Here is a 25,426-nt window from a genome sequence, read left to right on the forward strand (position 1 = left end):
GGCGGAAAAACCGGGCAGACTTTTTGCACCGTCCGTCTGTTGTCGCTAGCGACGCACGATGTCGATGCTGCCGTCCTGCTGCCGGTCGACGCGCACCGGGAGCACGCTCGGCAGTGACGCCAGCCAGCTCTGCGCCTCGGCCACGCGCACCTTGCCGCTGATCGGCAAGCGGGCGGCCGCAGGCGCCACGCGCAGTTCGGTTTGCGAGTAACGCGCCATCCGGCCCAACGCATCGGCCAGCGGCACGGCGTCGAACGCGAGTTCGCCCTGACGCCACGCGGCCGGGTGGGCGACGGTCGTCAGCACGCGCTCGCCGCCGGCGATCCGCAGGCTCTGGCCGGCACCCAGTTCGGCACGCCGTCCATCGGCATCGACTTGCACACGGCCGGACTCGACCTGCACGACGACCCCCCGGCCACCGTCGATCTCCACGCCGAAGCGCGTGCCCAGCACGGCGACCTCGACGCCCAGCGCCTGCACGACGAAAGGCCGTGCCTCGTCGCGCTGCACCGAGAAAAAGGCCGCGCCTTCACGCAGCCGCGTGAGGCGGCGCGTGGCCGTGTAGTCGACCTCCAGGCGGCTCTGGGCGTCGAGTGTGACCTCCGAGCCGTCGGGCAGACTGCGCTGCAGCAGCCGCCCACGCAGCGTCGCGAGCGTCGTCTGGTAGCGCAGGGCTTCGCGCTGCAGGTGCTGCCACACGGCCGTGCCGCTCACGCCGACGGCGAACACGCCCAGCAGCGCGGCGAGCGACTTGCGGCGACCGGTGCGCCCGGCGATGGCCGCGCCGCCGCCCCGGTTCGCGTTCTGCGTGTGCCGCCAGGCATGCAACGCGTCCTCGATGCAACGTGTGGCCTGCGCGATGTCGCGCTTGACGGTGTCGATCGACAGGCCCAGGCGCTCGGCAATGTCGACCTGCTTTTCGCCATGCAGGCCATGCGCGAGGTAGTTGTCGCGCACCCGGGCCGGGAGGCTGCCGAGTGCGGCCTCGACGCGGGCCACGGCCTGGCGGTACATCGCGCTTTCGGCCACGTCAGGCGCCTGGGCCGGCGCCGCGCCGTCGATCGCGCCACATTCGGCCAGGTAGCCCTGCAGCCAATTGCCGCGCCGCAGGTGGTTCATCGCCACGTTGTGCGAGATGGTGAACAGGTAGGCCCGCGGATCGGCCAGGGCCACGTCCTGGTCGGCCTGCCGCTCCGCGATGCGCAGCCAGGTGTCGTGCGCCAGGCCGCGAGCCTCTTCCATGCTGCCGGTGCGTCGCGCGATGTAGCGGACCAGTTCGGCGTAGTGCTGCTCGAAAGCGGAGAGGAGAACGCCGGTCGACGGCGTGGAAGGATTCATGGAGCCGGCATCATAGCCGTTTATGAGAATGATTCTCACATAGAAGCAGCACCGGGCCAGCCTCGATACGGCGGCACACATGAATGACAACAAGAACAATTTCCATCATTCTGGTTGACCGGTTGCCTTGCGGGTTTGGCAGCCACGCGTTCCAGGGTCGATCAGGCCGTCATAGGGTGTGCCTTGCTGGAGCGCTACTACCGCCGGCATCGCCCGGGCCTTGAAGCGGCGCCCGCTCAACAGGCACGCCGCCGCCAGGAGTTCAAGCCCAAGGATCACGAGGAAGTAGGCGCCGGTCACCGTGCCCGAAGACGCCGATGCCGCTCCGCCAGAACCGCCGACGAGCAACCCGGCCAGCACCGCGGGCGCCAGTGCGTAAAGCGCTTGCGACAGCGCCACACTCCGCGCCACCACGCGTGGCACATCGGTCGGTGCGAACTCGGCTTGCGCAATCAGCGGCGGCAGCGAGGTGGCATTGCCGATGCCCAGCCCGAAGAGCACGACACCCAGCATGAAGAGCGCCAGGTGTTCAGGCCCCGCCATCCACAGGAGGAGCGTGCCGAGTGCCTGCACGGCGTAGCTGGCGGCTGCCGCGCGGCGCCGGTCGGTCCGCTCCCCCAGCAGCCGCGCCATGATCAACCGGCCGGCCATGCCACAGCCGGTCGCCAGCGCCATGGTCCCGCCTGCCAGCCGCACGCCCATGCTGGGCGCCATCAAGGAGAAGAGTTGGGTGATGAGCCCGATCTGGGCAAACAGACCCAGCGACATCGCGGCCCCCAGTGTCAGGAATCTGCGGTCTCTCCAGAGCGCCGGGCTGGCGGCGGCCGGGTGATCGACACGCACCCGCCCATCGCCGTCTTGACCTTCGCCACGAGGGGTGCCGGCCAGTTCGCGCGTCGCGATGGACATCACCACGACGACCATGGCCAGCCCCACCATCATGGCGGCTGCAGGAAAGCCGGCGCGATCGATCAGCACGGCCCACAGCGGAGAGAAAACCATGCCGCCGACACTGGCGCCGTTGTAGGCCTTTGCCAACGCAAGGGGCCGCTTGTCGACAAACCAGGGCGCGATGATCGCGTTGATGCCGGCCGCGCCCAACGGTACCCAGCCCCCGCCGGTGAACATGGCGGCGACGAACAGCTGCCAAGGCTCGGCGGCAGCCGCCCAACCCAGGACGCCGGCGGCCAGCAGCACAGCGCCGGCCATGGTGGTCGCAGCGACTCCCCAACGCTTGTGGATTCTGGGCAGGAAAGCGACCACGCCGGCACCGAACAGAAAGTGGAAGGTGACCGCCGCAGAGACGAGGGGCAGCGACCATCCGGTGCGAACGAGGACCGCATGCAGGAAGACCGGAGGACCGTAGAACCCCACCCCCCAGCCGAACAGCGCGACAGCGAATGCGGCGCGTACGACGGCATCGCCATGGAGGTGGGAGGCGTGCTTTGAAGGCAGTGACGACATGGTGGACATGGTGCGGGCAGCGGTGGAGGCGGCATGTGCCGCGATGCGCTCGATGCTGCAGCCCTGGCCACCTCGAACACTTCGCTGCGCAACGAAGCGTCAGGGCGGCCGCGTGCCGTACGCTAGACCCCCAGGCGACCCCATGAACACCAACCACATTGCCCGAATCGCATCCCTCGTAGGAGAACCCACGCGCGCAGCAATGCTGCTGCAACTGATGGACGGACGCATGCTCACTGCCACCGAACTGGCCAGGGCCGGCAACGTGTCTGCGCAGACGGGCAGCCGGCACCTGGCGCAGATGGTGGCGTCGGGCCTGATGTGCGTGGAGCAGCGAGGACGGCACAGGTACCACCGGCTCGCGTCCGGCGAGGTCGCCAAGGTCCTGGAGGGCCTCATGCGGATCGCAGGCGAGCCCCCGGCCCATCGCGCGCTCGTGGTCGGTCCGCGTGACGACGCGATGCGAAGGGCCCGCATGTGCTACGACCACATCGCCGGCCGGCTTGGCCTGGCCATCGCCGAGTCATTGCTGGCGGAGCAGGCGATCGAGTTCGATGGTGACGGAGGCCAAGTCACGGGCCGGGCACCCCAAGTGCTTCAGCAGTGGGGCCTCACGCTGGCGCCGGACCCACACACCTCCCGCCACACCCGACCCTACTGCCGCCCCTGCCTGGACTGGAGCGAACGCAAGGCGCACCTCGCCGGCCGGCTCGGCGCCCTGATCTGCACGCACTGCCTCGAGAAGGGATGGCTGACCCGGGCAGCAGGGAGCCGAACGCTGGTGATCTCGCCCGATGGTGCGAGGACGTTCCGCGACCGCCTCGGCCTGGACGCCTGGCGGCGTGTCACGGACGCCGCCTGACGGCACGCCTTCTGCGCCCAGGGGCGGCCGCGGGCCTGGCCCTCATCGGACCGCCCCCGCACGGCGCGCGCTGGCGCGGTACAGCCCTTCGACCTTGGGCACATTGGCCTCGAGGATGCGGATGCGGTCCGGGCCGCTCGGGTGTGTCGACAGAAAGCTCAGGCCACCCTGGTTCTTCGACGCCGCGGCCATCTTCTTCCAGAGCGCCACCGAGGCCTGGGGGTTGTAGCCGGCGCGCGCGGCCAGGTCGAGGCCGACCAGGTCGGCATCGGTCTCGTCGTTGCGGCTGAACTTGAGCGTGATGAGCTGCGTGGTGGCGCGCGCGCCCAGGTTGCCGAGCTCGCCCAGGCCCAGCAGCTGCGCGCCGATCGAGAGCGCCGCGCCGGTGCCGGTGCTCTTGGCCAGCCGCGCCCGGGCATGCTCGCGCAGCGCATGTGCCATCTCGTGGCCCATCACCATCGCAATCTCGTCGTCGGTGAGCTGGAGCTTGTCGATGATGCCGGTGTAGAACGCGATCTTTCCGCCCGGCAGGCAGAAGGCGTTGATCTGCGGGCTGCCGATCAGGTTGACCTCCCACTTCCACTGCGGGGCGCGCTCGTTCCAGGGCGTGGTGAACGGAATCAGCCGCTGCGCGATGGCGCGCAGCCGCCGCAGCTGCGCGTGGTCGTCGCCCGCCAGCGCGCCCTTGGCCCTGGCCTGCGCCAGGAGCTGGGCGTACTGCTGCACGCCTGCCTGCTCGATGTTGGCGGCGGGCACCAGGTTGCGCGCCATGGACGGCCGGCCGACGTCGACCTGCGCAAGGGCGGGCGTGCCGGCCAGCGCGGCGCCTGCGGCCGCCAGCATGAACGCACGGCGCGCGTGCCAAGGGCCGGCGGGCGGGGTCGACAGGGTTTCACAGCACAGGCACATCGGCCCGATCATAGGCAAGGATTCAAGACGCCCGTCAGCCCGGGGCGTGCCGTGCCATGTGCACCTGATGCAGCGTGATCTTGCGCACCTCGGCCTGGCTGGTCTCGATGTGCGCGCGCAGCAGCATGGCGGCCTGGTCGCCGCGGTGGGCGCGGATCGCCTTGAGGATCTTGGCGTGCTCGTCGTAGGTCGCGTCGATGCGCGGCTGCTTGGTGAAGTCCAGCCGGCGGATGATGCGGATGCGGTCGGTCACGTCGCCGTGCACGCGCGCCATCTCGGCATTGCCGGCAGCGGCGACCAGCGCGCAGTGGAACTGCTCGTCCCACAGCGCGACCTGCGCTGCATGGGTGCTGCGTTGCGCAGCGGGCACCAGCCAGATGCTCACGAGCTGGTCGAGCAGGCCGAGGTCGATGTGGCGGTCGGTTTCGCACAGGCGCCGTGCCGCGGTCGTCTCCAGCACCATGCGCAGGTCGTACAGCTGCTCGAACTGGTCGAAGTCGAAGGGCAGCACGCGCCAGCCGCTGCGAAACAGCACCTCGACGTAGCCCTCCTGCTGCAACCTGAAGAGCGCCTGCCGCACCGGCGTGCGCGACACGCCCAGGCGTTCGCTGACTTCGTTTTCCGTGAAGCGATCGCCGGGCACCATGCGGAACTCGGCCACGTCGCGCTTGAGCTGGGCATAGACCTCGTCGGCGCGCGTACGGAACACGACGGCATCGGCGGCGAGCGGAGGAGCGGCTGGAACGGTAGACACCCCGGGATGTTAGTCGTTGCCCGGCACGACGTTGAGCGCAGCGCGCAAGGCGGCGCTCGGCGCCGTCCAGCCGACGATGGCGCCTTGCGCGCGGATCATCTCGATGGTCGCGGCCTTGAAGGCGGGGAAGTAGCTCTCGGTGCAGTCTTCCAGCAGCAGGCCGTCGTAGCCGCGGTCGTTGGCCTCGCGCATGCTGGTCTGCACGCACACCTCGGTCGTCACGCCGCCGAACAGCAGGTGCGTGATGCCGCGCGCCTGCAGCTTCTCGTGCAGGCCGGTCGCATAGAACATGCCCTTGCCCGGCTTGTCGATGACCCATTCGCCCGCGATGGGCGCGAGGGCGTCGATGATCTGGTTGCCAGGTTCACCCATCACGAGGATGCGGCCCATCGGGCCTTCGTCGCCGATGCGGAGCGTGGGGTTGCCACGGCTCAGTTTCGCCGGCGGACAGTCGGAAAGATCGGGTTGGTGCGCCTCCCGTGTATGGATCACCAGGCCGCCGGCTTCTCGCCATGCGTCCAGCACGGTTTTCGTTGTCGGCACGATGGCTTCGAGCAGCGACACGTCGTTGCCCAAGGTCTCGCCGAAGCCACCAGGCTCGATGAAGTCGCGCTGCATGTCGATGAGGACCAGTGCGGTCTTCTGCAGGTCGAAGTCGTAGGGGAAGGGTTGGGCTTGTTCTATGCGCATGAGATGCCTTCGCCGATTTGTTCGTTGATGTGCGGGGAGCGTCGGTGGGCGGCATGCCTTTGGGCGGCAGACGTCTCCGGCCCTTCGGGCTTCGCTGCTGCTCCTCGCGTCAGGCGGGGTCCGCGCAAACTCGCTTCGCTCAAACACGCGCGGCCCTGATCCGCCTGCCGCTGCGGTGCTCGCCGGAGCCTCAACAGCCGCCCAAAGACATACCACCCACCGACGTGGACACGATCGTTGTGCATCTCTCCGGCGAGCGCAGCGATTGCGCTCACCAAGCCCGGCAGGCGGTGCGGGCCGGGCGATCCCCTCTGCGCCGCTGAGGAGCGCAGCCTGTCGCGGACCAGGGCTCGCGATTGTCTGAGCGCAGCGAGTTTGAGCGGGACCCCGCGACAGGCGAGCACCGCAAGGCAGCCCGAAGGGCCGGCGCAGTGGGGTCGATCGGCCCGCACCGTCTGCCGGGCGCTCGCCCCAAAGAAAGCGAGAGAACACATCAATGATGCCCTCCCCCCATATGCGCCCCCAACTCATGCCGCTGCGCCGTCGCAGCCGCCGTCTCGAACACCACGCGCCCTTCGCTCATCACCACGATGCGGTCCGACAGCTCCAGCAGCTCATCGAGGTCTTCGCTGATCAGCAGCACCGCCCCGCCCTTCTCCCGCACCTGCACGATGCGCGAATGGATCTCCGCGACGGCTGCGAAGTCGAGGCCGAACACCGGGTTGGCCGCGATCAGCACGTTGATGTCGCCTGCCAGCTCGCGCGCCAGCACGGCACGCTGCACGTTGCCGCCCGACAGGCTGCGGATCGGCGCGCCCTCGCCCTGCGTCTTCACGCCATACTCGGCGATCCATTCGCGGGCGCGGCTGCGCCAGGTCGGAAAGTTCAGCAGGCCACCGCGTGCCAACGGCGCCTGGTCGAAGTCACGCAGCGCCATGTTCTCGGCCACGCTCAGGTCACCGACACAGGCGTTGCGCAGCGGCTCCTCGGGCAGGCTGCGCACCTTCAGTTCGCGGTTCTCGCTGCGGGTGGCGGCATAGGGCTGGCCCATCACCGTCACCTGGCCCGACAGCCGCGCGCGCTGGCCGACCAGCGCCTCGACCAGCTCGCGCTGGCCATTGCCCGAAACACCGGCCACGCCGAGGATCTCGCCCGCCTTCACCGACAGGCTCAGGTCGTGCACGGCCAGCGTGCCGCGATCGCCCATGGCCTGCAGGCGATCGACGTTCAAGGCGACCGGCGCATCGGCGGCCACGGCCTTCATGGTGTGCGACGCGCGCCCCGTCGGTGCTTGGACAGTGGGTGTGTCGCCTTCGGAGGGTGGTGCCGCGCCGGCGCCCATCATGGCCGCGGCCAGCAGCGCCGGCGTGGTGTCGCCGACCTGGCAATGGTGCACCGCCTTGCCCCGTCGCAGCACCGTCACGCTGTCGGCATACGCCATCACCTCGCGAAACTTGTGCGTGATGATGAGCACGGTGCACATGCCGCTCTTGGCGAAGTCGCGCACATGGCCCAGCACCTCGTCGGCTTCCTGCGGCGTCAGCACCGAGGTCGGCTCGTCGAGGATCAAGAGGCGCGGGCGCAGGTATAGCTGCTTGAGCAGTTCGAGCTTCTGCTTCTCACCGGCCGCGAGCGACGACGGCGTCACATCGAGGTCGAGGCGGAAGGGCGTGGTCGCTAGGAATACCTCCAGCTCGGCGCGCTTCTTCTTCCAGTCGATCAGCGCGGGCGTCTTGCCGCCGGCCAGCAGCAGGTTCTCGGCGACCGTCATGCCCGGCGCCAGCGTGAAGTGCTGGTAGACCATGCCGATGCCGAGCGCGCGCGCGACGATCGGGTTGGCGATGTCCTGCTCGCGCCCGTCGATCAATATGCTGCCCTCCTCCGCGCGCTGGAAGCCGGCGACGCACTTCACCAGCGTGCTCTTGCCCGCGCCGTTCTCGCCGAGCAGCGCGTGCACCGTGCCGGGCTCGACATGCATCGTCACGCTGTCCATCGCGGTGAAGGTACCGAAGCGCTTGGTGAGCTGGTAGGTGTCGAGCGCCAGCGCGCCGGTGGCGGCGGGCAAGGCACCGATGGGGGTGACGACAGCGTTCATGAACTCGGTCCTTGCGTGGGGCTCAGGCCAGGGCGGCCAGCAGTGCCTCGGAATCGGCATGCGCGCCGAACACGCCACCCTGCATCGTGATCATCTTCAGCGCCGCGAGGTGGTTGCCGTGGTCGGTCGCGGCCGTGCAGTCCGACAGCAGCAGGCATTCGAAGCCGCGGTCGTTCGCATCGCGCATGGTCGTGTGCACGCACACGTCGGTCGTGATGCCCGTGAGGATCAGGTTCTCGATGCCGCGTGTGCGCAGGATCAGTTCGAGGTCGGTCGCATAGAACGATCCCTTGCCCGGTTTGTCGATCACCACCTCGCCGGGCAGCGGCGCCAGCGCGGGAATGATCTCCCAGCCCGGCTCGCCGCGCACCAGGATGCGCCCGCACGGCCCGTCGTCGCCGATGCCCACGCCGTTGGCGCCGATCTGGCGCGAGCGCCAGCGCTTGTTGGCCGGCAGGTCGGCCAGGTCGGGCCGGTGGCCTTCGCGCGTGTGGAGGATGTGGAAGCCCAATTCGCGCAGGCGCGCCATCGTCTTGCGGATCGGCCCGATCGGCGCCTGCACCAGCGACAGGTCGTAGCCCATCACGTCGACATAGCCGCCCTTGCCGCAGAAGTCGGTCTGCATGTCGATGACGATGAGCGCCGTGTTCTCCGGGCGCAGGTCGCCGTTGTAGGGCCATGCGTAAGGCTGGGCTGCAACGGTCGTCATGCGCCAGTCGCCTTGCGGTGCGAAGAATCGGGTTGATCGGGGATGTCGGGCACGGTCCTCGGTACCTGCGGCACCAGCGGGTGCGACTCGGGGCCCTTGTACGCGCGCAGCGGCGCCGTGAAGCCGCACGAGGTGCCGTCGACCACCTTCACCTGGTCGCTCCAAGGCAGCTTGTACTGGCCCGACGCCATGTCTTGCATGTAGGTGTACGGAAAGTCCTGCGCACCGCCCTTCACCGCCACGTAGCCACGGTGATACAGCTGATAGATGTTGTTTTCCACGCCCCAGCCCGTGCGCGCCTCGCGCACCAGGTCGGGCCGCAGCTCGCAGGTGATGATCTCATCGACACGGCCACCGCCCTCGACCATCACCGTGCCGTCGAAGCTGCAGAACATGCCCTCGCCCATCGAGTCGAAGGTGCCGTCGCTGCCGCACATGCACACGCTCGCGGTGTAGGCCAGGTTGCAGAAGGCGTTGGCCTGGTTGGTGATCTTCCAGGCGTGGCGGATGGGCGCGGTGTAGCCGGCGGTGCGGATGATGATCTCGGCGCCCTTGTACGCGGCCTCGCGCGCCATCTCGGGCAGCATGCCGTCGTGGCAGATGATGAGCGCGAGCTTGCTGCCGTTGGGGCCGTCGCACACCGGGATGCCCAGGTTGCCCGGCTCCCACGGCTCGACCGGCACCCACGGATGCATCTTGCGGTAGTAGAGGCGGATGGCGCCCATGTCGTCGATGATCAGGCCGCTGTTGTACGGGTTGCCGCCGGGGTTGGCTTCCATGATCGAGAAGCAGCCCCAGATGGTGTTGTCGATGCAGGCCTTGCGGAAGGCCGCGACCTCGGGCCCGTCGAGCGTGCACATGATCTCGGGCGAGGTGTCCATCGACAGGCCGTGCAGCGAATACTCCGGGAACACGACCAGATCCATCGTGCCCTGGTTGCGCCGGGCCTTGCCGACCAGTTCGACGATGCGCTGCGTCTGCGCCGCCAGTTCCTCCGGGGTGCGCACCACCGGCAACTGGCACTGCACCAGGCCGATGACGACGCCATTCTCGGATTTGTTCAGACCACCGAAACCGCTCATGGGATGTTCCTCAACGTGTGGACGAAAGCTCGCCCGGACTGCCGATGGCGACACTGCCCGGCTTGCACGTGAATACCAGGATGACCAGCGTCAGCACGTAGGGCACCGTGTTGAAGAGGTGGTAGCCCCAGCCGACACCGATCGATTGCAAGGCCGGGCCGATGGCGCCCGCACCGCCGAACAGAAAAGCCGCGCCGACGCAGCGCAGCGGGCTCCAGCGCGCGAAGATCACCAGCGCCACCGCGATCAGGCCCTGCCCGCTGGAGATGCCTTCGTTCCAGCTGCCGGGGTAGAACAGCGTGAGCGACGCACCGCCAAGCCCCGCGATGAAACCGCCCGCCGTCGTCGCCGCGATGCGAATGCCCGACACCGAATAGCCCAGCGCCCGCGTCGCATTCGCCGAATCGCCCGCCATGCGCACCAGCAGCCCGGCGCGGGTGCGCGCGAAGCCCCAGTACATGAGGCCCGCCAACACGATGCCCAGCGGCACCAGCGCATTGACCTGTAGCGCCGACTGCACCACCGTGTTGTCGCTCCAGAAGCCGAGCGGAATCGCCGGCAGCTGCGGCGCCTGCGGCTGAATCAGCGGCTTGCCCAGATAGAAGGCGAGCCCGGTGCCCAGCAGCATCAGCGCGATGCCGGTGGCCACGTCGTTCACGCGGTCGAGCGAGCACAGCAGGCCGTGCAACAGCGCGAGCACGGCGCCCGCCGCCGCGCCGATCAGTACGCCGAGCCAGGCCGAGTCGGTGAGGTACGCACCGCCGAAGGCCGCCATGGCCGACAGCACCAGCACGCCTTCGAGGCCGAGGTTGATGCGCCCCGATTTCTCGGTAAGGCATTCGCCCAGGCTCACGAAGAGAAAGGGTGCGCCCACGCGCAATGCGCCGCCGACGATGCCGGCGACCAACGCGATCCATTGGTCGGCGGTCATGCCACCTCCTTGGTGAGCTTGGGTTGCACCGCCTTGGGCATGCGGTTCTTCAGCAGCGTCTTCCAGTCGATCATGCGCAGCCCCTCGCTCGCCAGGATCAGCACGAAGGCGATGCCCTGCAGCACCAGCACCGATGCATCGGGCAGGCCCAGCCTTCGTTGCAGCAAGCTGCCCGCCGCGCCGAAGCCGCCGAACAGAATCGCGACGGGAATGATCGCGATGGGGTTGTGCCGCGCAATGAACGACACCAGGATGCCCGCGTAGCCATAGCCCGCGATGATCGAGGCGTTGGCGTTGGTGTGCACCGCCGCCACCTCGACCGCGCCCGCCACGCCGGCGCAGGCACCGCCCACACCGCAGGCGGCCAGGATGAGCCGTGTCGCCGGCAGGCCGACGAGTTGCGCGGTGCGCGGATTGCCGCCCACCACCCGCACCGAGAAGCCCGATGCGGTGACGCGCAGCCACAGGCCGAGCCCGACGCACGCCACGATGCCGATGACCAGCCCCCAATGCACGTCCGACCCCGCGATGCCACCGATGCCGAGCCCCTCGGGCAGCGAGCGCGTCGACGGCTTGTTCAGGCTGGCTGGGTCGCGCAGCGCGCCTTCGACTAGGTGCTTGAAGATGCCGATGGCGATGTAGGCCAGCAGCAGGCTGCTGATGGTTTCGTTGATGCCACGGTACTGCCGCAGCCACCCCGCCAGCATGATCCACAGCGCGCCCGCCACCGCGCCGGCGATGCAGATGGCGACCGTGCCGACGATGTTGCCCGGCAGCGGAATGGCGTACGGAAGCGCAGCGCACGCGAGCCCACCCAGCACCACCGCACCTTCGCCACCGATGATGACCAGCCCCGCGCGCGCCGGGATCGCCACGCACAGCGCGGTGAGCATCAGCGGCGCGGCGCGCTGCAGCGTGTTCTGCCACGAGAACCAGTCGCCGAAGGCGCCCTTGAAAAGCGTGACCCACACGTCCACCGGGCTGACCCCGGCGAACCAGACGAGCAGCCCGAACACCCCCAGCGCCGCCGCGATGGCGAAGGCCGGCAGGGCGATTTCCTTCAGCGCGTTGCGCATGGCCGTGCGCTCAGATCGAGCCTAGGACGCCTTCGACCAGGTAGTTCATCTTCTCGAGCTCCAGGTCGGTCTGCTTGAGCGACTTGCCCGCCGGCACCACGACCGCGCCCTTGTTGTCCTTGATGCCGTCCTTGAAGATGTCGAAGGTGCCCGCGATCATCTGGGCCTTGATGCCGTCGGCCTGCTTCTTGGCGGCGTCGGTCACGGCCGGGCCGTAGGCCGACATCTTCACGTAGCCTTCCTTCAGGCCGCCGCGCAGGAAGTTGGGATGCGGCTTGCCGGCCTGCGCTGCGTCGATGATGGTCCTGTACGCGGTGAGCCAGTTCCACTCGGCGCCCGTGAGGTAGGCCTGCGGTGCCAGCTTGGCCTGGCTCGCGTGGTAGCCGCAGACCATCTTGCCGCGCTTGGCCGCCGTCTCGACGACGACCTTCGGCCCGTCGACGTGCATCGTGAACACGTCGCAGCCCTGGTCGGCCAGGCTGTTGGTGGCTTCGGCCTCCTTCACCGCCATCGACCAGTCGCCGGTGAAGATCACGCTGCAGGTGATGCCGGGCTTGACCGAGCGCGCGCCGAGCGTGAAAGCGTTGATGTTGCGCAGCACCTGCGGAATGGGCTTGGCCGCGACGAAGGCGATCTTGTTGCTCTTCGTCATGTGCGCGGCGATCACGCCGTTCAAGTACTGGCACTCGTCGATGTAGCCGAAGAAGCTGCCGACGTTCTTCGGGTGCTTGCCTTCGGTCCACATGCCGCCGCAATGCGAGAAGCGCACGTCGGGGTTCTTCGGCGCGAGCGCCAGGATGTGCGGGTCGAAGTAGCCGAAGGACGTCGGGAACAGCAGCTTGGCGCCGTCCTGCGAGATCATGCCGGTCATGGTCTTCTGCACGGCCGCGGTCTCGGGCACGTTCTCTTCCTCGACCACCTTCACGCCGGGCATCTTCTTCACTTCGGCTGCGGCCTGCGCATGCGCCTGGTTGTAGCCGTAGTCGTCGCGCGGGCCGACATAGATCACGCCGACGGTCAGCGGCTTGGCCTGGGCGCTGGCCAGGGCACTCCAGCCACCGAGCGTGCCGGCGGCGCCGAGGGCGGCGATGGATTTGAGGGAATCGCGACGGTTGAATTGATGTTTCATGGCTCTCTCCGGGTTGGGGCAACAGCTGGACGGATGGGGATCAAACTTGGATACAAGTGGGGATGCATAAAGTGTGCCGAGCTGGCAGGCGCCTCAAGACAGCAGGCTCACGTGCGCAGACACCACGCGCCAGCCTTGTGCGGTGCGCATCCAGGTCTGGCTCTGGCGCCCGGTTTTGGCGCTGCCTTCGCGGCGGAACTCGCAATTGGCGGTGGCGAAATCAGTGCCGTAGGTGGTGATCTCGGTGCGCAGCAGTTCGCGCATGAGTCCGACGGCCGGGCGCCCCGCGCGGAAGGCCCGGATCGCGTCGTAGCCATAGAGGTTCTCGGTCGCGCCATAGCGCAGGGTGTGCGAGCTGTTCCAGAACAGTTCGTCGAGCACCTCGACCTTGTTGTGCACGAGCGCGTCTTCGTAGCGGGCAAAGGCTTCCTGGACTTCGGCGAGGACGGCGGGGATGTTGATTTCTGGGGTCATGGTTCTTGTGTGTGGGTGGGGCGCTGCTTTTCGGGACGCTCATCCGGGGCGCGTGCACAGGGCACCGGGTACTTCCCTCCGCTCATGTCCCCCGCCTTCGGCTCCTCCTTTACTTCGCTGCGAGAAGCACCCGGCGCCCTGCGCACTTGGACGCGCCCGTGGTGTGCCGTCGATGAACCACGATCCCGCCCTAGGCTCGCGTCGATGGCGTGCTCCCCGCAGCGAAATAAAGGAGGAGCCGGCAGCCGAAGGCTGACGGCGGGGGACATTCGCGGAGGGGAGTACGCCGTCGGCGTGAGCCCGTCCCGAATTGCATCGGTCTTCTGTGTTTCTCATAGCGCTGCGACAGGCGCCTGCGCCACGCCTGCTGCCTCAAGCGCAGCAGCAACGCGCAATGCCAGGTCTTCACGCCACGGTGCCGCGAGCACCTGAACGCCGATGGGCAGGCTGGCGTGCGCGCCCCACACCGGAACGGCGCATACCGGCAGGCCAATGCACGAGATCGGTTGGGTCAGCACGCCCATGTTGGGGCGTACCGGCAGGCGCTGGCCGTTGAGTTCGAACCACTCGGCGCCGATGGGCGTCGCGGCGCACGGTGTCGATGGGGCCAGCAGGATGTCGAAGCGCTCGAACAACCTGGCCACCTGCTCGGCATAAAGGCGTCGCACGCGCTGCGCACGCGCCACCCACGCCGCCGGGATCAACGCACCGGCCAGGAAGCGATCGCGCGACAGCGGCTCGAAATCCTGAGGACGCTGGCGCAGGTCGTGCAGATGCAGCGCGGCACCTTCGGCATTGGTGATGAGGAAGGCCGCGGCGCGACCGGCCTCGACCATCGGCAGCTCGACCATCTGGTGCGCGCCGAGCGCCTCCGCCACGCGGTCGACCGCGCTCAACGCCTCGGGCAAGGCGCGCTCGCGGAAGTAGCCACCCAGCACGCCGATGCGCAGCCCGCGCGTGCCGTGGGACAGCTGTGCAGACACCGGCTCGGCCGTGCGCTGCGCGCAGCCGGGGTCGCGCGGCGCATGCGTCTCGGGTCCCTGCATCGCGTCGTAGGTCAGCGCCAGGTCGCGCACCGAACGCGCGAACGGGCCCAGGTGGTCGAGGCTGGAGATGAACGGGTAGCTGCCGGTGCGCGGCAGCCGGCCGAAGGTCGGCTTGAGGCCGAAGATGCCGCACAGCGACGCGGGCACGCGGATCGAGCCGTTGGTGTCGGAGCCCAGCGTGAGCGCCACCTGGCCGGCAGCGACCGCCGCGCCCGAACCGCCCGACGAGCCGCCCGCAATGCGTGTCAGGTCGTGCGGGTTATGGGCCGGGCCGACATGGCTGTTCTCGGTGGTGAAGCCATAGGCGTACTCGTCCATGTTGAGCGCGCCGACCAGCACCGCGCCGGCGCTTTCGAGGCGGCGCACCAGCAGCGCGTCGCCCCGCGCGGGCGCGCTGTCGCGCTCGATCTTCGAGCCGGCCAGCGTCTGCAGGCCGGCGATGTCGAACAGGTTCTTCACCGCGAAGGGCACGCCGAGCAGCGGCAGTTCGCGGGTGCGCGCGGCGTTCGGCGAGGCCAGCGAAGCATCGACCTGCGCGGCACGGCGCAACGCGCGCTCGCGCACCACGTCGGTGAAGGCGTTGATGCGGCCATCGGTGGCGCCGATGCGGTCGAGGCTCGCCTGTGTCAGCGCGACGGCGCTGACCGCACCGCTGCGCACGGCCTCGGCCATCGCCGCGGCGTCCTGCAGGATCAAGGCGTCGGCGTTCATACATCCCTCTCCTTCGGGCTCACCGGCACGAAGCTCACCGCCGATTCGACGTGTGGCTCGAGCGGGACGGCATCGACCACGGCGGCCATCTCGGCGGCCAGCGCGAAGAAGCGCAGGACGCCGGGGCGGTGGTCGGGACGCAGGTTCAGGTCGAGCGCGGCGGCTGCCGCGTCGACATAGGTTTCGACCTGGGCGGGTGTCATCGCGCTATCTCCGAACTTCGCGCTGGAAGATCTCCAGGCTCAGTTTCTTCATCGCGACGAAGCTGGCCGAGCTCAGCGTCTCCAGCGTGCGCGGACGCGCGTCGCCGTAGTCGAGGATCTCCGCCACCTTGGTCGGCCGTTTGGTCAGCAACAGCACCTGGTCGGCCAGGTACACGGCCTCCTCCAGGTCGTGCGACACCAGCAGCATGGTGGTGCCGGTCTTCATGAACACCTCCTGCAGCTTCTCGCGGATGAACAGCGTCATCTCGAAGTCGAGCGCGGAGAAGGGCTCGTCGAGGAACAGCACCTCCGGGTTGGGTGCCAGCGCCCGCATGATCGACGCGGTCTGCTGCTGGCCGCCCGACAGCTCGTACGGATAGCGCTTGAGGTCGAACTTCACGTCGAAGGACGCGACGAGTTCTTCCATGCGACGGTCGACCTCGGCCTTCGACCGGCCTTCCAGCTTCAGCGGATAGGCGATGTTGTCGATGGTGCGCATCCACGGGAACATCGCCTCGCGGTAGTTCTGGAACACGTAGCCGATCTTCGTGTCCTTGAGCGACTTGCCGTCGAACAGGATCTCGCCCGAATCGATGGGGATCAGCCCCGCGATCATGTTGATCAGCGTCGACTTGCCGCAACCGTTCGGCCCGAAGACCGAGACGATCTTGTGCTTGGGAATGTCGAGATCGAAGTTCTCGTACAGCGGCCAGCCCGCGAAGTACTTGGTGAGGCCGCGGATCGTGATGTGCGTGCCGGCCGGGCCGGGCTGGAAGGTGGGGGTGGGCACGTCGGCGTACACCGGGCCGTTGAGGACTGCGCTCATCTTCCACTCCAGTGAACGATCTTGCGTTCGGCAACGAGGAACAGGATGTTGAGCGCATAGCCCAACGCCCCGGCGGCAAGGATGGCCGCGTACATGCTCTTCACGTTGAGCACCTGCTGCGCATCGATGATGCGGTGGCCCAGGCCGGCGTCCGAGCCGATGAACATCTCGGCCACGATCACGATCACCAGGGCCATCGACACCGCGGAGCGCAAGCCCACGAACGACGGCTGCAGGCTTTCCCAGATCAGCACGTCCTTGAACACCTGCCAGCGCGAGGCGCCCATCACCTTCGCAGCCATCACCCGCTGCTTGCGCGCATTGATGACACCGTAGGCGCTGTTGAAGATCACGATGAGGAAGGCACCGAAAGCCGCGATGGCGATCTTGTTGATGTCCGACACGCCGAAAATCAACAGGAACAGCGGGATCAGTGCCGACGATGGCGTGGAACGGAAGAAGTCGATCAGGAACTCGACGCTGCGGTAGACCCGCTCGTTGCTTCCGAGCAGCACGCCCAGCGGCACGCCGACGACGGCGGCGATCAGGAAGGCCTGCACCGTGCGCCACACCGTGACGGCGAAATCGGTGAGCAGCGGCCCGCCGGCCAGGCCGGTGATCAGCGTGCTGACCGTGTCCGCGGGCGCCGGCAGAAGGATCGGCTTGATGAAGCCGAGCCGCACCACCAGGTCCCAGAGAATGAAGAGCACGACCGGCCCGATGAAGGGCAGCAGCTTGTCCCAGAGCGGCGGCTTGGGCGCCGCCGAGGCAGCGCCGTTGGCGGGCGGTGACCAGGGCTTGGTGGCGGGAGCGGTGGCTTCAGCCATATCGGCACTCCTTCAGTTTCAGGGATACCGAGGAACCGGCTTTGCCGGGCCTCTGGTATCGCCCCCGGTAGGGGGTTGGCGAAGCGACACGCAGTGCGCGCAGACTGGGGGCGAGCAACATTTCAGGCCTTGTAGAGAAGTGCGTCCACCAGCACCTTCTTCTCGAAGATGCCCTTCTCGGTGAACAGGTCGTAGAACTTCTGGAAGTAGGCGACGTCGCTCGGCTTGAACTCGTTGTAGAGCATGTACGACGCGAGCGGCACCTCGGCGGTGAGCGGGCCTTCGATGGCGGTGTAGCCTTTCATGTACTGCCGCGCCTCGGCGGGTTGGGTACGCACCAGCTCGACGCCGCGCGCGTAGGCCGCGATGAACTTCTTCGTCAGCTCCGGGTTCTTCTTGATGAACTCGGTCGTGAGGCTGGCCGCGCCGCCATGCCACGGGGCCATCGGGTCACCCAGGATGTACTTGGCGACCACGCCGGCCTCGATGACGCGCGTGGTGCCGTTCATGCGGCCGATGGTGCCGGTCGGCTCCAGTGTGTAGCAGGCGTCGACCTGGCCCGCCACCAGTGCGGCGACGTGCTGGCCGATGGGCAGCTCGGTCACCGTGGCGCCGGTGGCACCGGCGCGCTCCAGCATGGTCTTGCACAGCGTGACGTTCTGGATGCCCGGTCCCGAGGCGACCTTCTTGCCCTTCAGGTCGGCCATGGTCTTGATGGGACTGTCCTTGGCGGTGATGAACTCGTCCAGCACGAACTTGGCATTGCTCGGGTTGGTGCAGAAGATCTTGAACAGGCCGGGCTGCGCGATCTCGCCGATGGCCAGGTTGGCCGAGCCGGTGCCGTTGGCGCTGCCGTCGGAGCGGCCTGAGAGCATCGCTTCCATCACCTGCTGCGCGCCGGCGAACTTCAGCGGCTCGACGTCGAGGCCGGCCTCCTTGAAGTAGCCCTTGTCGACAGCAGCGAAGAAGGGCAGGCCCGCGGCCACCGGCCAGAAGCCGATGCGGATCTTGGGCGTGGCCTGCGCCAGCACCAGCGACGGGGCGGCGAGTGCCGCGATGCCGGCGGCACCGGCCTGCAGCACATGGCGGCGCGATGGTTGGGGCGCGCGCGCCGCGAATGACTTGTTCGGGGATTCCATGGGCCGACTCCTGCGTGGATGGATGGTTGAAGCGAAAGGAAAGGGTGGCGCTCAGGCAAGCGCTGCCTGGCGGGATGCGATGTACGAACGCCAGCCGCCGTGGTGCGTGATGTCCTCGGCGCCGTCGAGCGCGATCGACTCGCAGACGAAGCCCTGCACGCTGCTGCCGTCGTCCAGCGTGAGCGTGCCGATGCCCAGTGGCGCGGGGATGAGCGCGACGAATGAGCCGTAGGCGGTGGCCGGCATCTCCCACACTTCGACGATGAGCGAAGCCCCGCCGGCCGGCACACGCACCATGCCGGGCTTGGGGGGCACCGTGCCGGGCAAGGCGTAGAGGCGGTACTGCGGGGCGGTGAGCGTCTCGCGCAGCAGCGTCGCGCCGCGCTCGGTGAGCTGGCTGTTGAGCGGCATGCCCGACAGGTGCGCGCCGACCACGGCCACCTTCACGGTGGCGGCAGGCTTGAGCGCCGGCAGGGCGGCAGGTGCCGGCATCGCTGCGCCGGTTGCACCGAGCGTGAGCCCGGTGGCGTGGTGCAACCGCTGACCCAGTTCAGCCAGCTGGAAGTCGCTGGCGCAGGGGCCGATCAGCGTCAGGCCGAAAGGCAGGCCGTCGCTGCGCAGGCAGGTCGGCACCGACAGCGCCGCGTAGTCGAGCAGGTTGACGAAGTTGGTGTACGCGCCGAGGTGCTGGTTGAGCGCGACCGGGTCGGCCCGCATCGCGGCGATGGTGTAGTGCGTGGGCGCGGTCGGCACGACCAGGATGTCGATGTTCTGCCACATCGGTGCGGCCTGCTGGGCCAGCGCACGCAGCCGGGTCTGGGCATCGACGAAGTCGGCGGCGCTGTACTGGCGCCCGCGCGCCAGGATGCTGCGCACCGGCTCGATGACCTCGTCCTCGTGCGCGTCGAAGAAGGGGCGCACCGCGGCGTAGCGCTCGGCCACCAGCGCACTGTCGTAGAGCAGCGCCGCGGCTTCGGCGAGTGGGGCGTAGTCGATCGGCACGCGCGTGGCGCCCAGCGCCTCGAACTGCGCGAGCGAGCGCTCGAAGGCAGCGGCCGAATCGGCATCGCCGAAGAATTCGAGCGTCGAGGGCACGCCGATGCGCAAGCGCGACGGCAGCGGTGCGGTGAGCGGCGCGAGGGCGCGCGAGTACGGGTCGTGTGCGTCATGCCCCATGGCAACGCTCAGCACGCGCGCCGCCAGCGCGACGGTGCGCGCGAAGATCGATACGCAGTCGACGCTCTGCGCCGCCGGCACCACGCCGCGTGCGCTGATGAGCCCCTTGGTCGGCTTGAGGCCCACGATGTTGTTGAGCCCTGCCGGCACGCGACCGGAGCCCGCCGTGTCGGTGCCGAGCGAGAAGTCGACCTCGCCCGTGGCCACCACCCGCGCCGAGCCGGAGCTGGAGCCGCCCGACACATAGCGCGCATCGAAGCTGTTGGGCACCGCGCCGTAGGGCGAGCGCGTGCCGTTCAGGCCACAGGCGAACTGGTCGAGGTTGGTCTTGCCGACCAGCACCGCACCGGCGTCGAGCAGGCGCTGCACCACTTGAGCGTGGGTGACCGCCTCGCGGGCGAAGGCCGGGCAGGCCGCGGTGGTCGGCAGGCCGGCCACGTCGATGTTGTCCTTGACCGCGAAGCGCAGCCCGGCCAGCGGGCCGTGGGCCACAGCGCCAGGGGCGGTGATCGGCGGGTCGATCCGCATGATCCAGGCGGCGGCGCCAGGGTCGGCAACACCACGGTCAGCGGATTGCGCGTCATCGGTCGTCAGCGAAGTCTTTGCATGCACCATCATCAAGCATCCTGTCTTGTGTACATGTTGAGATGCAAGTGGCGTGCCAGCGCCGGGGAAACCTCCGCATGAACACATGCGTGAATAATGAGCAGCCACCTCCCTCGCCGCGCCATGTCCCCACCTTCCGCATCCGACACCTCCTCCCACACCGCTTCCCACGCTTCTTCCGACGCGTTCCCAGCACCCACGCCACCCCCGCCTGCCGCTCCCCCGTCGTGGCGCGAAACGCTCAAGGTCTACCTTGAGCCCGCCACGCTGCGCATGCTGACGCTGGGCTTCTCGGCCGGACTGCCATTGCTGCTGGTGCTCGGCACGCTGAGCTTTCGCCTGCGCGAGGCCGGGGTGGCGCGCACCGCCATCGGCTACCTGAGCTGGGTCGGGCTGGTGTACGCCTTCAAGTGGGTCTGGGCGCCGCTGGTCGACCGGATGCCGATTCCGCTGCTCACCGGCATGCTCGGCCGCCGTCGCAGCTGGCTGCTGGTGGCGCAGGCGCTGGTGGTGGCCGGGCTGATCGGCATGGGCCTGAACGACCCGCGCGACGGTCTGCCCCCCCTGGTCTGGTGCGCGTTGCTGGTGGCTTTCGGCTCGGCCACGCAGGACATTGCGCTCGATGCCTTTCGCATCGAGTCGGCCGAAACCCGCAAGCAGGCCGCGCTGGCCGCCGCCTACCAGACGGGCTATCGGCTGGCGATGATCTGGGCCGGCGCGGGCGTGCTGTGGATCGCGGCCTGGGCCGAGATTCCCGGCACCAGCGGCTACCAGAACCAGGCCTGGAAGATCGCCTACTACGCCATGGCCGCCTCGATGGCGGTCGGCGTGCTCACGGTGCTGCTGTCGGCCGAGCCGGCGCAGCGCGAGTTGCAGCGTGCCAAGAACATCGCCGACTGGCTGCGCAGCGTGCTGGTCGAACCCTTCGCCGACTTCCTGCGCCGCTACAAGTGGGAAGCGGTGCTGATCCTCTCGCTGATCGCCATCTACCGCATCAGCGACGTGGTGATGGGCATCATGGCCAACCCGTTCTACGTCGACATGGGCTTCACCAAGGACGAAGTGGCCAACGTCAGCAAGGTGTTCGGCGTGATCATGACGCTGGTGGGCGCCTTCGTGGGCGGCGTGCTGTCGATGCGCCTGGGCGTGATGCGCGTGCTGATGCTGGGCGCCGTGCTCAGCGCGGCGAGCAACCTGCTGTTCGCCTGGATGACCACGCGCGGGCACGACCTCACGGCGCTGGTGGCCGTGGTGTCGGCCGACAACCTGGCCGGCGGCATCGCCTCGGCCGCGTTCATCGCTTACCTGTCGAGCCTGACCAACATCAGCTACTCGGCCACCCAGTACGCGCTGTTCAGTTCACTGATGCTGTTGCTGCCCAAGTTCGTGGCCGGTTACTCGGGCGCCTTCGTCGACGCCTATGGCTACAGCACCTTCTTCGTGGCGACCGCGGTGCTCGGGCTGCCCGTGCTGGCTCTGGTGGCGCTGGCGTCGCGACGCCTGCGTTAGCGCCGCTGCGCTGCGTGGGCGGCACGGCGGGCACCCCGGCGGGTTATCGGAAAACGCCGACGCGGCGGCGGTCCGGCAACTGGTAGGCTTTGCGGCTTCCCGTCGAACAAGTTCCACCTGTGCCCTCCCGCATTCCTCCTCTCCACATCAGTGCCTACACCGCCACCTCGGCCGTCGGCCAGGGCAAGGCCGCGCTGCGCGATGCTCTTGCGCAGTCGCGCAGCGGCCTGCGGGCCAACGACTTCGGCGCCGCGCCGCACCTGCCCACGTGGATCGGCCGGGTCGACGGGCTCGAAGCACTGCACCTGCCCGAAGCCCTCGCCCGCTGGGACTGCCGCAACAACCGCCTGGCCTGGATGGGCCTGCAGGCCGACGGCTTCATGGACGCCGTGGCGCGCGTGCGCGCTGCCTACGGCCCGACGCGCGTCGCGCTGATCCTGGGCACCTCGACCTCCAGCATCGGCGAGACCGAACTGGCCTACACCCAGCTCGACGCCGACGGCGGGTTTGCCGAGGCGCAACGCCGTCCCGACGTGCACACGCCCCATTCGCTCGCGCTGTTCGTCCAGGAGGCGCTGGGTCTCGAAGGCCCGTGCGAGACGATCTCCACCGCCTGCTCGTCGAGCGCCAAGGCGTTTGCTTCGGCCGAACGGCTGATCCGGCTCGGCCTGGTCGACGCGGCCGTGGTCGGCGGCGTCGACACGCTGTGCGGCAGTGTGCTGTACGGTTTCAACTCACTGGAACTGGTCTCCAGCGCGCCCTGCCGGCCGTTCGACGCGGCGCGTGACGGCATCAGCCTGGGCGAGGCCGCTGGCTTCGCGCTGCTCGAACGCGGCCCGGGCGCACTCGAACTGCAGGGTTACGGCGAAGCGAGCGATGCGCACCACATGTCCACGCCCCATCCCCAGGGACTGGGCGCCGAGCGCGCGATGGACGAAGCCCTCGCGCGCGCCGGCCTCACGACCGACGACATCGACTACATCAACATGCACGGCACGGCCAGCACCAAGAACGACGAGGTCGAAGGCGCACTCATCGCCCGCCGCTTCCCCGAGCACACGCATGCCAGCTCGACCAAGGGTTTTACAGGTCACACGCTGGGCGCCGCGGGCATCGTGGAAGCCGCAGTCAGCCTGCTGACGCTGGAAACCGGCCTGATGCCTGGCACCGTCAACACCACAACGCTGGACGCGGACTGCGGACCGCAGGTGCGGCTCACGCCCGCACACGGCAAGGTGCGCCACGTGCTGTCGAACTCTTTCGGCTTTGGCGGCAACAACTGCGCACTGATCTTCGGCAAGGGGGTAGCCGCATGAGCGCGTCGACCGTCACCCCACCCACGCTCTACATCGAAGGGCCGGCCTTCTGGTCGCCCACGCTGCCGGACTGGGCCACCGCGCGCGCGGTGTTCGCAGGCACCGGTGCCCCTGTCGATCCGCCGGCCAAGCGGCCGTCGCCGCAGGTGCTCGCCCCCGCGGAACGCCGCCGCGCGCCCGACACGGTGGCGCTGGCGCTCGAGGTCGCCTCCGCAGCCATCGCCGGCGCAGGCCGCGATGCCAAGGACCTGCCTTGCGTGTTCGTTTCGGCCCACGGCGACCTGGGCATCAACGACTACATGTGCAGCACGCTGGCCAAGGACCCGATGCTGCTCTCGCCCATCAAGTTCCACAACTCCGTGCACAACGCGGCCGTGGGGTACTGGACCATCGGCACCGGCTGCATGGCCGCGAGCAATTCAATCTCGGCTTATGCGCAGAGCTTTGCCTCGGGCCTGCTCGAAGCCGCGGCCCAGTGTGCGGCCGACGACCAGGCCGTGTTGCTGGTCGGCTACGACATGCCCTCGGTGGGCGCGCTGTCTTCAGTGACCACCAGCCGTGGCCTGCTGGCGGTGGCGCTGGTGATCTCGCCGCAACGCACCGAGCGCACCGTGGCAGCCATCGACTGGTCGCTCGCCGCCCGCGAAGCCGGCGCGGGAGCAGCAGCGACGATGCCCGCGCGAGCGGCCCTGTCCGACGCCGCGACCGCCCTGCGCGGCAATGCGATGGCCGACGCGCTGCCTTTGTTCGAAGCGCTCGCCGTCAGCCACGCCTCGCCGAAGACGCTCGACATGCCGCTTTCCCCCACACTGGCCCTGCGCCTGCAACTGCACACCGACTGAACCTGCCATGACAACCCTACAGCGACAGCACGACGTGGTGATCATGGGCGGCGGACTCGCCGGCCTGACGCTGGCCCTGCAGCTCAAACGGCGCTTCACCGACATCGACGTGCTGGTGCTCGAGCGACGCAGCCATCCCGTGCCGCATGCCGCGCACAAGGTGGGCGAGTCGTCGGTGGAAATCGGCGCGCACTACTTCGACACGGTGCTGGGCCTCAAGCCCCACCTGCAGCAAGCGCAGCTGCGCAAGTTCGGCTTTCGCTTCTTCTTCAGCGAAGGGCGCCGCGACATCGACCAGGTCACCGAGATCGGCGCGAGCCGGCCGCTGGCGGTCGCAAGCTACCAGATCGACCGCGGAATCTTCGAGAACTACCTCGCCGAAGAGGCCGCCGCGCGCGGTGTGCAGTTCGTCGACCATGCCATGGTGCGGCAGATCGACCTGGCCGAAGCGGGCGCGGAGGGCGACGCGCTGCATCGCCTGAGCTGGACGCAGGACGGCGAGACGCACAGCATCCAGGCACGCTGGCTCATCGACGCCTGCGGCCGCGCCGGGCTGCTCAAGCGCAAGCTGGGCCTGGCCGAGCCGAACGCGCACGACGTCAACGCCGTGTGGTTTCGCATCAGCGACCGCATCACGCTCGACCAGTGGAGCGACGACCCCGAATGGCAGGCGCGCTGCGAGCCGCGCGCACGCTGGCTGTCGACCAACCACCTGGTCGGCGCAGGTTATTGGGTGTGGCTGATTCCACTGGCTTCGGGCTCGCATTCGGTGGGCATCGTCGCCGACCCGAAGCTGCATCCGCTGGACACCATCGACAGCTTCGACAAGGCGATGGCCTGGTTGGAAACCTACCAGCCGCGCCTGTTCGACGAGCTCGACGGCAAGCGGCACCTGCTGCAGGACTTCGCGTTCTTTCGCAAGTTTTCCTACGGCTGCAAGCAGGTCTTCTCGGGCAACCGCTGGGCGCTCACGGGTGAGGCCGGCCTGTTCCTCGACCCCTTCTATTCGCCAGGCAGCGACTTCATCGCCATCGGCAACACCTACATCTGCGACCTGATCGGCCACGACCGCGCAGGCCACGCCATCGAGGCGCGCGCGCAACTCTACGACCAGCTCTATCACTCGTTCTACGAGAGCACGCTCGCGCTCTACCAGGACCAGTACGCGATCTTCGGCGATCCCCAGGTACTGCCGGTCAAGGTGATCTGGGACTACACCTATTACTGGGGCGTGCTCTCACAGATCTTCTTCCACGACCGCCTGACCGATCTGGCCATGCTCGGGAGCCTGAAAGACGAGCTGCAGCATTGCCAGCAGCTCAACGTAGCGGTGCAGCACTTCCTGCGCGCCTGGTCGGACGTGAGCGACAAGCGCAACCCGGCAGTGATGCTCGACCAGGCTGCGCTGCCCTGGTTCGCCGAACTCAACCGCAGCCTGACCGACACGCTCGATGGCGAGGCCTTCAAGGAGCGCCTGCGCGCCTCGACCGAGCAATTGCGCGTGCTGGCCGGCGAGATCGTCGAGCGCGCAACACTTGCAAATCCAACGGTCGATGCCAGCGCGCTGCGTACGTTGCTGGCGCGGCGCATGGCGGTCGCCTCTACCAGTCCGGCCCCGGGCACGCTGCTGTTCGAGGCCGCATGACGGCGGCCATGCGCCCGTTTTCCTGCGATCATCTTTTACCCAACTTTACGGGGCGTTCAACCCGCCT

General features: G+C 68.4%; 23 protein-coding genes. 5 read left to right on the forward strand and 18 right to left on the reverse strand.

Annotation, left to right across the window (positions count from 1 at the left end; all coding sequences use genetic code 11):
• Positions 1-45: 45 nt before the first annotated feature.
• Together J2W36_RS08575 and J2W36_RS08580 are read right to left on the reverse strand one after the other, a co-directional pair.
• On the reverse strand, positions 46-1,338 hold the full coding sequence (locus J2W36_RS08575) for a sigma-70 family RNA polymerase sigma factor (RefSeq protein ID WP_307689291.1): 1,293 nt from the start codon (positions 1,336-1,338) through the stop codon (positions 46-48).
• A 105-nt stretch (positions 1,339-1,443) separates the two neighbouring features.
• Positions 1,444-2,811, reverse strand: coding sequence for an MFS transporter (locus J2W36_RS08580; protein ID WP_307689292.1), 1,368 nt, complete (start codon positions 2,809-2,811; stop codon positions 1,444-1,446).
• 133 nt (positions 2,812-2,944) lie between these two features.
• On the opposite strand from J2W36_RS08580, the gene J2W36_RS08585 reads away from it, so the two are divergent.
• Positions 2,945-3,664, forward strand: coding sequence for an ArsR/SmtB family transcription factor (locus tag J2W36_RS08585; protein WP_307689293.1), 720 nt, complete (start codon positions 2,945-2,947; stop codon positions 3,662-3,664).
• Between the two features lie 42 nt (positions 3,665-3,706).
• On the opposite strand, the gene J2W36_RS08590 is transcribed toward J2W36_RS08585, so the two are convergent.
• From J2W36_RS08590 to atzF, 16 genes are all read right to left on the reverse strand, one after another.
• Positions 3,707-4,573, reverse strand: coding sequence for a M48 family metallopeptidase (locus J2W36_RS08590; RefSeq protein ID WP_307689601.1), 867 nt, complete (start codon positions 4,571-4,573; stop codon positions 3,707-3,709).
• Positions 4,574-4,607: 34 nt separating this feature from the next.
• Positions 4,608-5,327: a GntR family transcriptional regulator gene (locus J2W36_RS08595; RefSeq protein WP_307689294.1), complete on the reverse strand. Its 720-nt coding sequence runs from the start codon at positions 5,325-5,327 to the stop codon at positions 4,608-4,610.
• 9 nt (positions 5,328-5,336) lie between these two features.
• A complete protein-coding gene (locus J2W36_RS08600) occupies positions 5,337-6,017 on the reverse strand; it encodes a cysteine hydrolase family protein (RefSeq protein ID WP_307689295.1) in 681 nt (226 codons plus the stop codon).
• A 493-nt stretch (positions 6,018-6,510) separates the two neighbouring features.
• Positions 6,511-8,112, reverse strand: coding sequence for an ABC transporter ATP-binding protein (locus J2W36_RS08605; protein ID WP_307689296.1), 1,602 nt, complete (start codon positions 8,110-8,112; stop codon positions 6,511-6,513).
• Between the two features lie 22 nt (positions 8,113-8,134).
• Positions 8,135-8,821 (reverse strand): biuret amidohydrolase, encoded by a 687-nt coding sequence (gene biuH / locus J2W36_RS08610; RefSeq protein WP_307689297.1) that lies wholly within the window; start codon positions 8,819-8,821, stop codon positions 8,135-8,137.
• Positions 8,818-9,903, reverse strand: a complete 1,086-nt coding sequence (locus J2W36_RS08615; RefSeq protein ID WP_307689298.1) for a formamidase — start codon at positions 9,901-9,903, stop codon at positions 8,818-8,820. Before J2W36_RS08615 ends, biuH begins: the two co-directional genes overlap by 4 nt.
• Before the next feature lie 10 nt (positions 9,904-9,913).
• On the reverse strand, positions 9,914-10,834 hold the full coding sequence (locus tag J2W36_RS08620) for an ABC transporter permease (RefSeq protein WP_307689299.1): 921 nt from the start codon (positions 10,832-10,834) through the stop codon (positions 9,914-9,916).
• A complete protein-coding gene (locus tag J2W36_RS08625; protein ID WP_307689300.1) occupies positions 10,831-11,910 on the reverse strand; it encodes an ABC transporter permease in 1,080 nt (359 codons plus the stop codon). The genes J2W36_RS08620 and J2W36_RS08625 overlap by 4 nt, the downstream gene beginning before the upstream one ends.
• A 10-nt stretch (positions 11,911-11,920) precedes the next feature.
• Positions 11,921-13,039, reverse strand: coding sequence for a BMP family ABC transporter substrate-binding protein (locus tag J2W36_RS08630; protein WP_307689301.1), 1,119 nt, complete (start codon positions 13,037-13,039; stop codon positions 11,921-11,923).
• A 93-nt stretch (positions 13,040-13,132) separates the two neighbouring features.
• Positions 13,133-13,513: an oxalurate catabolism protein HpxZ gene (gene hpxZ, locus J2W36_RS08635; protein ID WP_307689302.1), complete on the reverse strand. Its 381-nt coding sequence runs from the start codon at positions 13,511-13,513 to the stop codon at positions 13,133-13,135.
• Between the two features lie 332 nt (positions 13,514-13,845).
• Positions 13,846-15,270: an AtzE family amidohydrolase gene (locus J2W36_RS08640; protein ID WP_307689303.1), complete on the reverse strand. Its 1,425-nt coding sequence runs from the start codon at positions 15,268-15,270 to the stop codon at positions 13,846-13,848.
• Complete coding sequence (locus J2W36_RS08645) at positions 15,267-15,473, reverse strand: DUF4089 domain-containing protein (RefSeq protein ID WP_307689304.1); 207 nt, start codon at positions 15,471-15,473, stop codon at positions 15,267-15,269. The genes J2W36_RS08640 and J2W36_RS08645 overlap by 4 nt, the downstream gene beginning before the upstream one ends.
• A 4-nt stretch (positions 15,474-15,477) precedes the next feature.
• Entirely contained in the window at positions 15,478-16,299 is an 822-nt protein-coding gene (locus J2W36_RS08650; RefSeq protein ID WP_307689305.1) for an ABC transporter ATP-binding protein, read from the reverse strand.
• Positions 16,296-17,126, reverse strand: coding sequence for an ABC transporter permease (locus tag J2W36_RS08655; RefSeq protein WP_307689306.1), 831 nt, complete (start codon positions 17,124-17,126; stop codon positions 16,296-16,298). Before J2W36_RS08655 ends, J2W36_RS08650 begins: the two co-directional genes overlap by 4 nt.
• Positions 17,127-17,248: 122 nt before the next feature.
• Entirely contained in the window at positions 17,249-18,265 is a 1,017-nt protein-coding gene (locus J2W36_RS08660) for an ABC transporter substrate-binding protein (RefSeq protein WP_307689307.1), read from the reverse strand.
• A 51-nt stretch (positions 18,266-18,316) separates the two neighbouring features.
• Positions 18,317-20,059 carry an allophanate hydrolase gene (atzF, locus tag J2W36_RS08665; RefSeq protein WP_370869285.1) on the reverse strand — a complete coding sequence of 581 codons (1,743 nt, stop codon included), beginning with the start codon at positions 20,057-20,059 and terminating at the stop codon, positions 18,317-18,319.
• 111 nt (positions 20,060-20,170) lie between these two features.
• Between atzF and J2W36_RS08670 the strand changes: the two genes are divergently transcribed.
• The 4 genes from J2W36_RS08670 (at position 20,171) to J2W36_RS08685 (ending at position 25,359) form a co-directional block, all read left to right on the forward strand.
• On the forward strand, positions 20,171-21,556 hold the full coding sequence (locus J2W36_RS08670; RefSeq protein ID WP_307689308.1) for an AmpG family muropeptide MFS transporter: 1,386 nt from the start codon (positions 20,171-20,173) through the stop codon (positions 21,554-21,556).
• 119 nt (positions 21,557-21,675) lie between these two features.
• Entirely contained in the window at positions 21,676-22,872 is a 1,197-nt protein-coding gene (locus tag J2W36_RS08675; protein ID WP_307689309.1) for a beta-ketoacyl-[acyl-carrier-protein] synthase family protein, read from the forward strand.
• Positions 22,869-23,714, forward strand: a complete 846-nt coding sequence (locus J2W36_RS08680; protein ID WP_307689310.1) for a beta-ketoacyl synthase chain length factor — start codon at positions 22,869-22,871, stop codon at positions 23,712-23,714. Before J2W36_RS08675 ends, J2W36_RS08680 begins: the two co-directional genes overlap by 4 nt.
• A 7-nt stretch (positions 23,715-23,721) precedes the next feature.
• Positions 23,722-25,359 (forward strand): NAD(P)/FAD-dependent oxidoreductase, encoded by a 1,638-nt coding sequence (locus J2W36_RS08685; RefSeq protein WP_307689311.1) that lies wholly within the window; start codon positions 23,722-23,724, stop codon positions 25,357-25,359.
• Positions 25,360-25,426: the final 67 nt, after the last annotated feature.

It is taken from the genome of Variovorax ginsengisoli, assembly GCF_030811835.1.
Classification (GTDB): Bacteria; Pseudomonadota; Gammaproteobacteria; order Burkholderiales; family Burkholderiaceae_C; genus Variovorax; species Variovorax ginsengisoli_C.

Excerpts from the sequence above, each read along its gene's own strand:
- J2W36_RS08590 (WP_307689601.1), bottom strand. The coding sequence starts at position 4,573 with ATGTGCCTGTGCTGTGAAACCCTGTCGACCCCGCCCGCCGGCCCTTGG.
- J2W36_RS08660 (WP_307689307.1), bottom strand. The coding sequence starts at position 18,265 with ATGGAATCCCCGAACAAGTCATTCGCGGCGCGCGCGCCCCAACCATCG.
- J2W36_RS08625 (WP_307689300.1), bottom strand. The coding sequence starts at position 11,910 with ATGCGCAACGCGCTGAAGGAAATCGCCCTGCCGGCCTTCGCCATCGCG.
- J2W36_RS08655 (WP_307689306.1), bottom strand. The coding sequence starts at position 17,126 with ATGGCTGAAGCCACCGCTCCCGCCACCAAGCCCTGGTCACCGCCCGCC.
- biuH (WP_307689297.1), bottom strand. The coding sequence starts at position 8,821 with ATGACGACCGTTGCAGCCCAGCCTTACGCATGGCCCTACAACGGCGAC.
- J2W36_RS08575 (WP_307689291.1), bottom strand. The coding sequence starts at position 1,338 with ATGAATCCTTCCACGCCGTCGACCGGCGTTCTCCTCTCCGCTTTCGAG.
- J2W36_RS08645 (WP_307689304.1), bottom strand. The coding sequence starts at position 15,473 with ATGACACCCGCCCAGGTCGAAACCTATGTCGACGCGGCAGCCGCCGCG.
- J2W36_RS08585 (WP_307689293.1), top strand. The coding sequence starts at position 2,945 with ATGAACACCAACCACATTGCCCGAATCGCATCCCTCGTAGGAGAACCC.
- J2W36_RS08630 (WP_307689301.1), bottom strand. The coding sequence starts at position 13,039 with ATGAAACATCAATTCAACCGTCGCGATTCCCTCAAATCCATCGCCGCC.
- J2W36_RS08615 (WP_307689298.1), bottom strand. The coding sequence starts at position 9,903 with ATGAGCGGTTTCGGTGGTCTGAACAAATCCGAGAATGGCGTCGTCATC.
- J2W36_RS08640 (WP_307689303.1), bottom strand. The coding sequence starts at position 15,270 with ATGAACGCCGACGCCTTGATCCTGCAGGACGCCGCGGCGATGGCCGAG.
- J2W36_RS08650 (WP_307689305.1), bottom strand. The coding sequence starts at position 16,299 with ATGAGCGCAGTCCTCAACGGCCCGGTGTACGCCGACGTGCCCACCCCC.
- J2W36_RS08605 (WP_307689296.1), bottom strand. The coding sequence starts at position 8,112 with ATGAACGCTGTCGTCACCCCCATCGGTGCCTTGCCCGCCGCCACCGGC.
- J2W36_RS08580 (WP_307689292.1), bottom strand. The coding sequence starts at position 2,811 with ATGTCCACCATGTCGTCACTGCCTTCAAAGCACGCCTCCCACCTCCAT.
- hpxZ (WP_307689302.1), bottom strand. The coding sequence starts at position 13,513 with ATGACCCCAGAAATCAACATCCCCGCCGTCCTCGCCGAAGTCCAGGAA.
- J2W36_RS08670 (WP_307689308.1), top strand. The coding sequence starts at position 20,171 with ATGTCCCCACCTTCCGCATCCGACACCTCCTCCCACACCGCTTCCCAC.
- atzF (WP_370869285.1), bottom strand. The coding sequence starts at position 20,059 with ATGATGGTGCATGCAAAGACTTCGCTGACGACCGATGACGCGCAATCC.
- J2W36_RS08680 (WP_307689310.1), top strand. The coding sequence starts at position 22,869 with ATGAGCGCGTCGACCGTCACCCCACCCACGCTCTACATCGAAGGGCCG.
- J2W36_RS08620 (WP_307689299.1), bottom strand. The coding sequence starts at position 10,834 with ATGACCGCCGACCAATGGATCGCGTTGGTCGCCGGCATCGTCGGCGGC.
- J2W36_RS08600 (WP_307689295.1), bottom strand. The coding sequence starts at position 6,017 with ATGCGCATAGAACAAGCCCAACCCTTCCCCTACGACTTCGACCTGCAG.
- J2W36_RS08685 (WP_307689311.1), top strand. The coding sequence starts at position 23,722 with ATGACAACCCTACAGCGACAGCACGACGTGGTGATCATGGGCGGCGGA.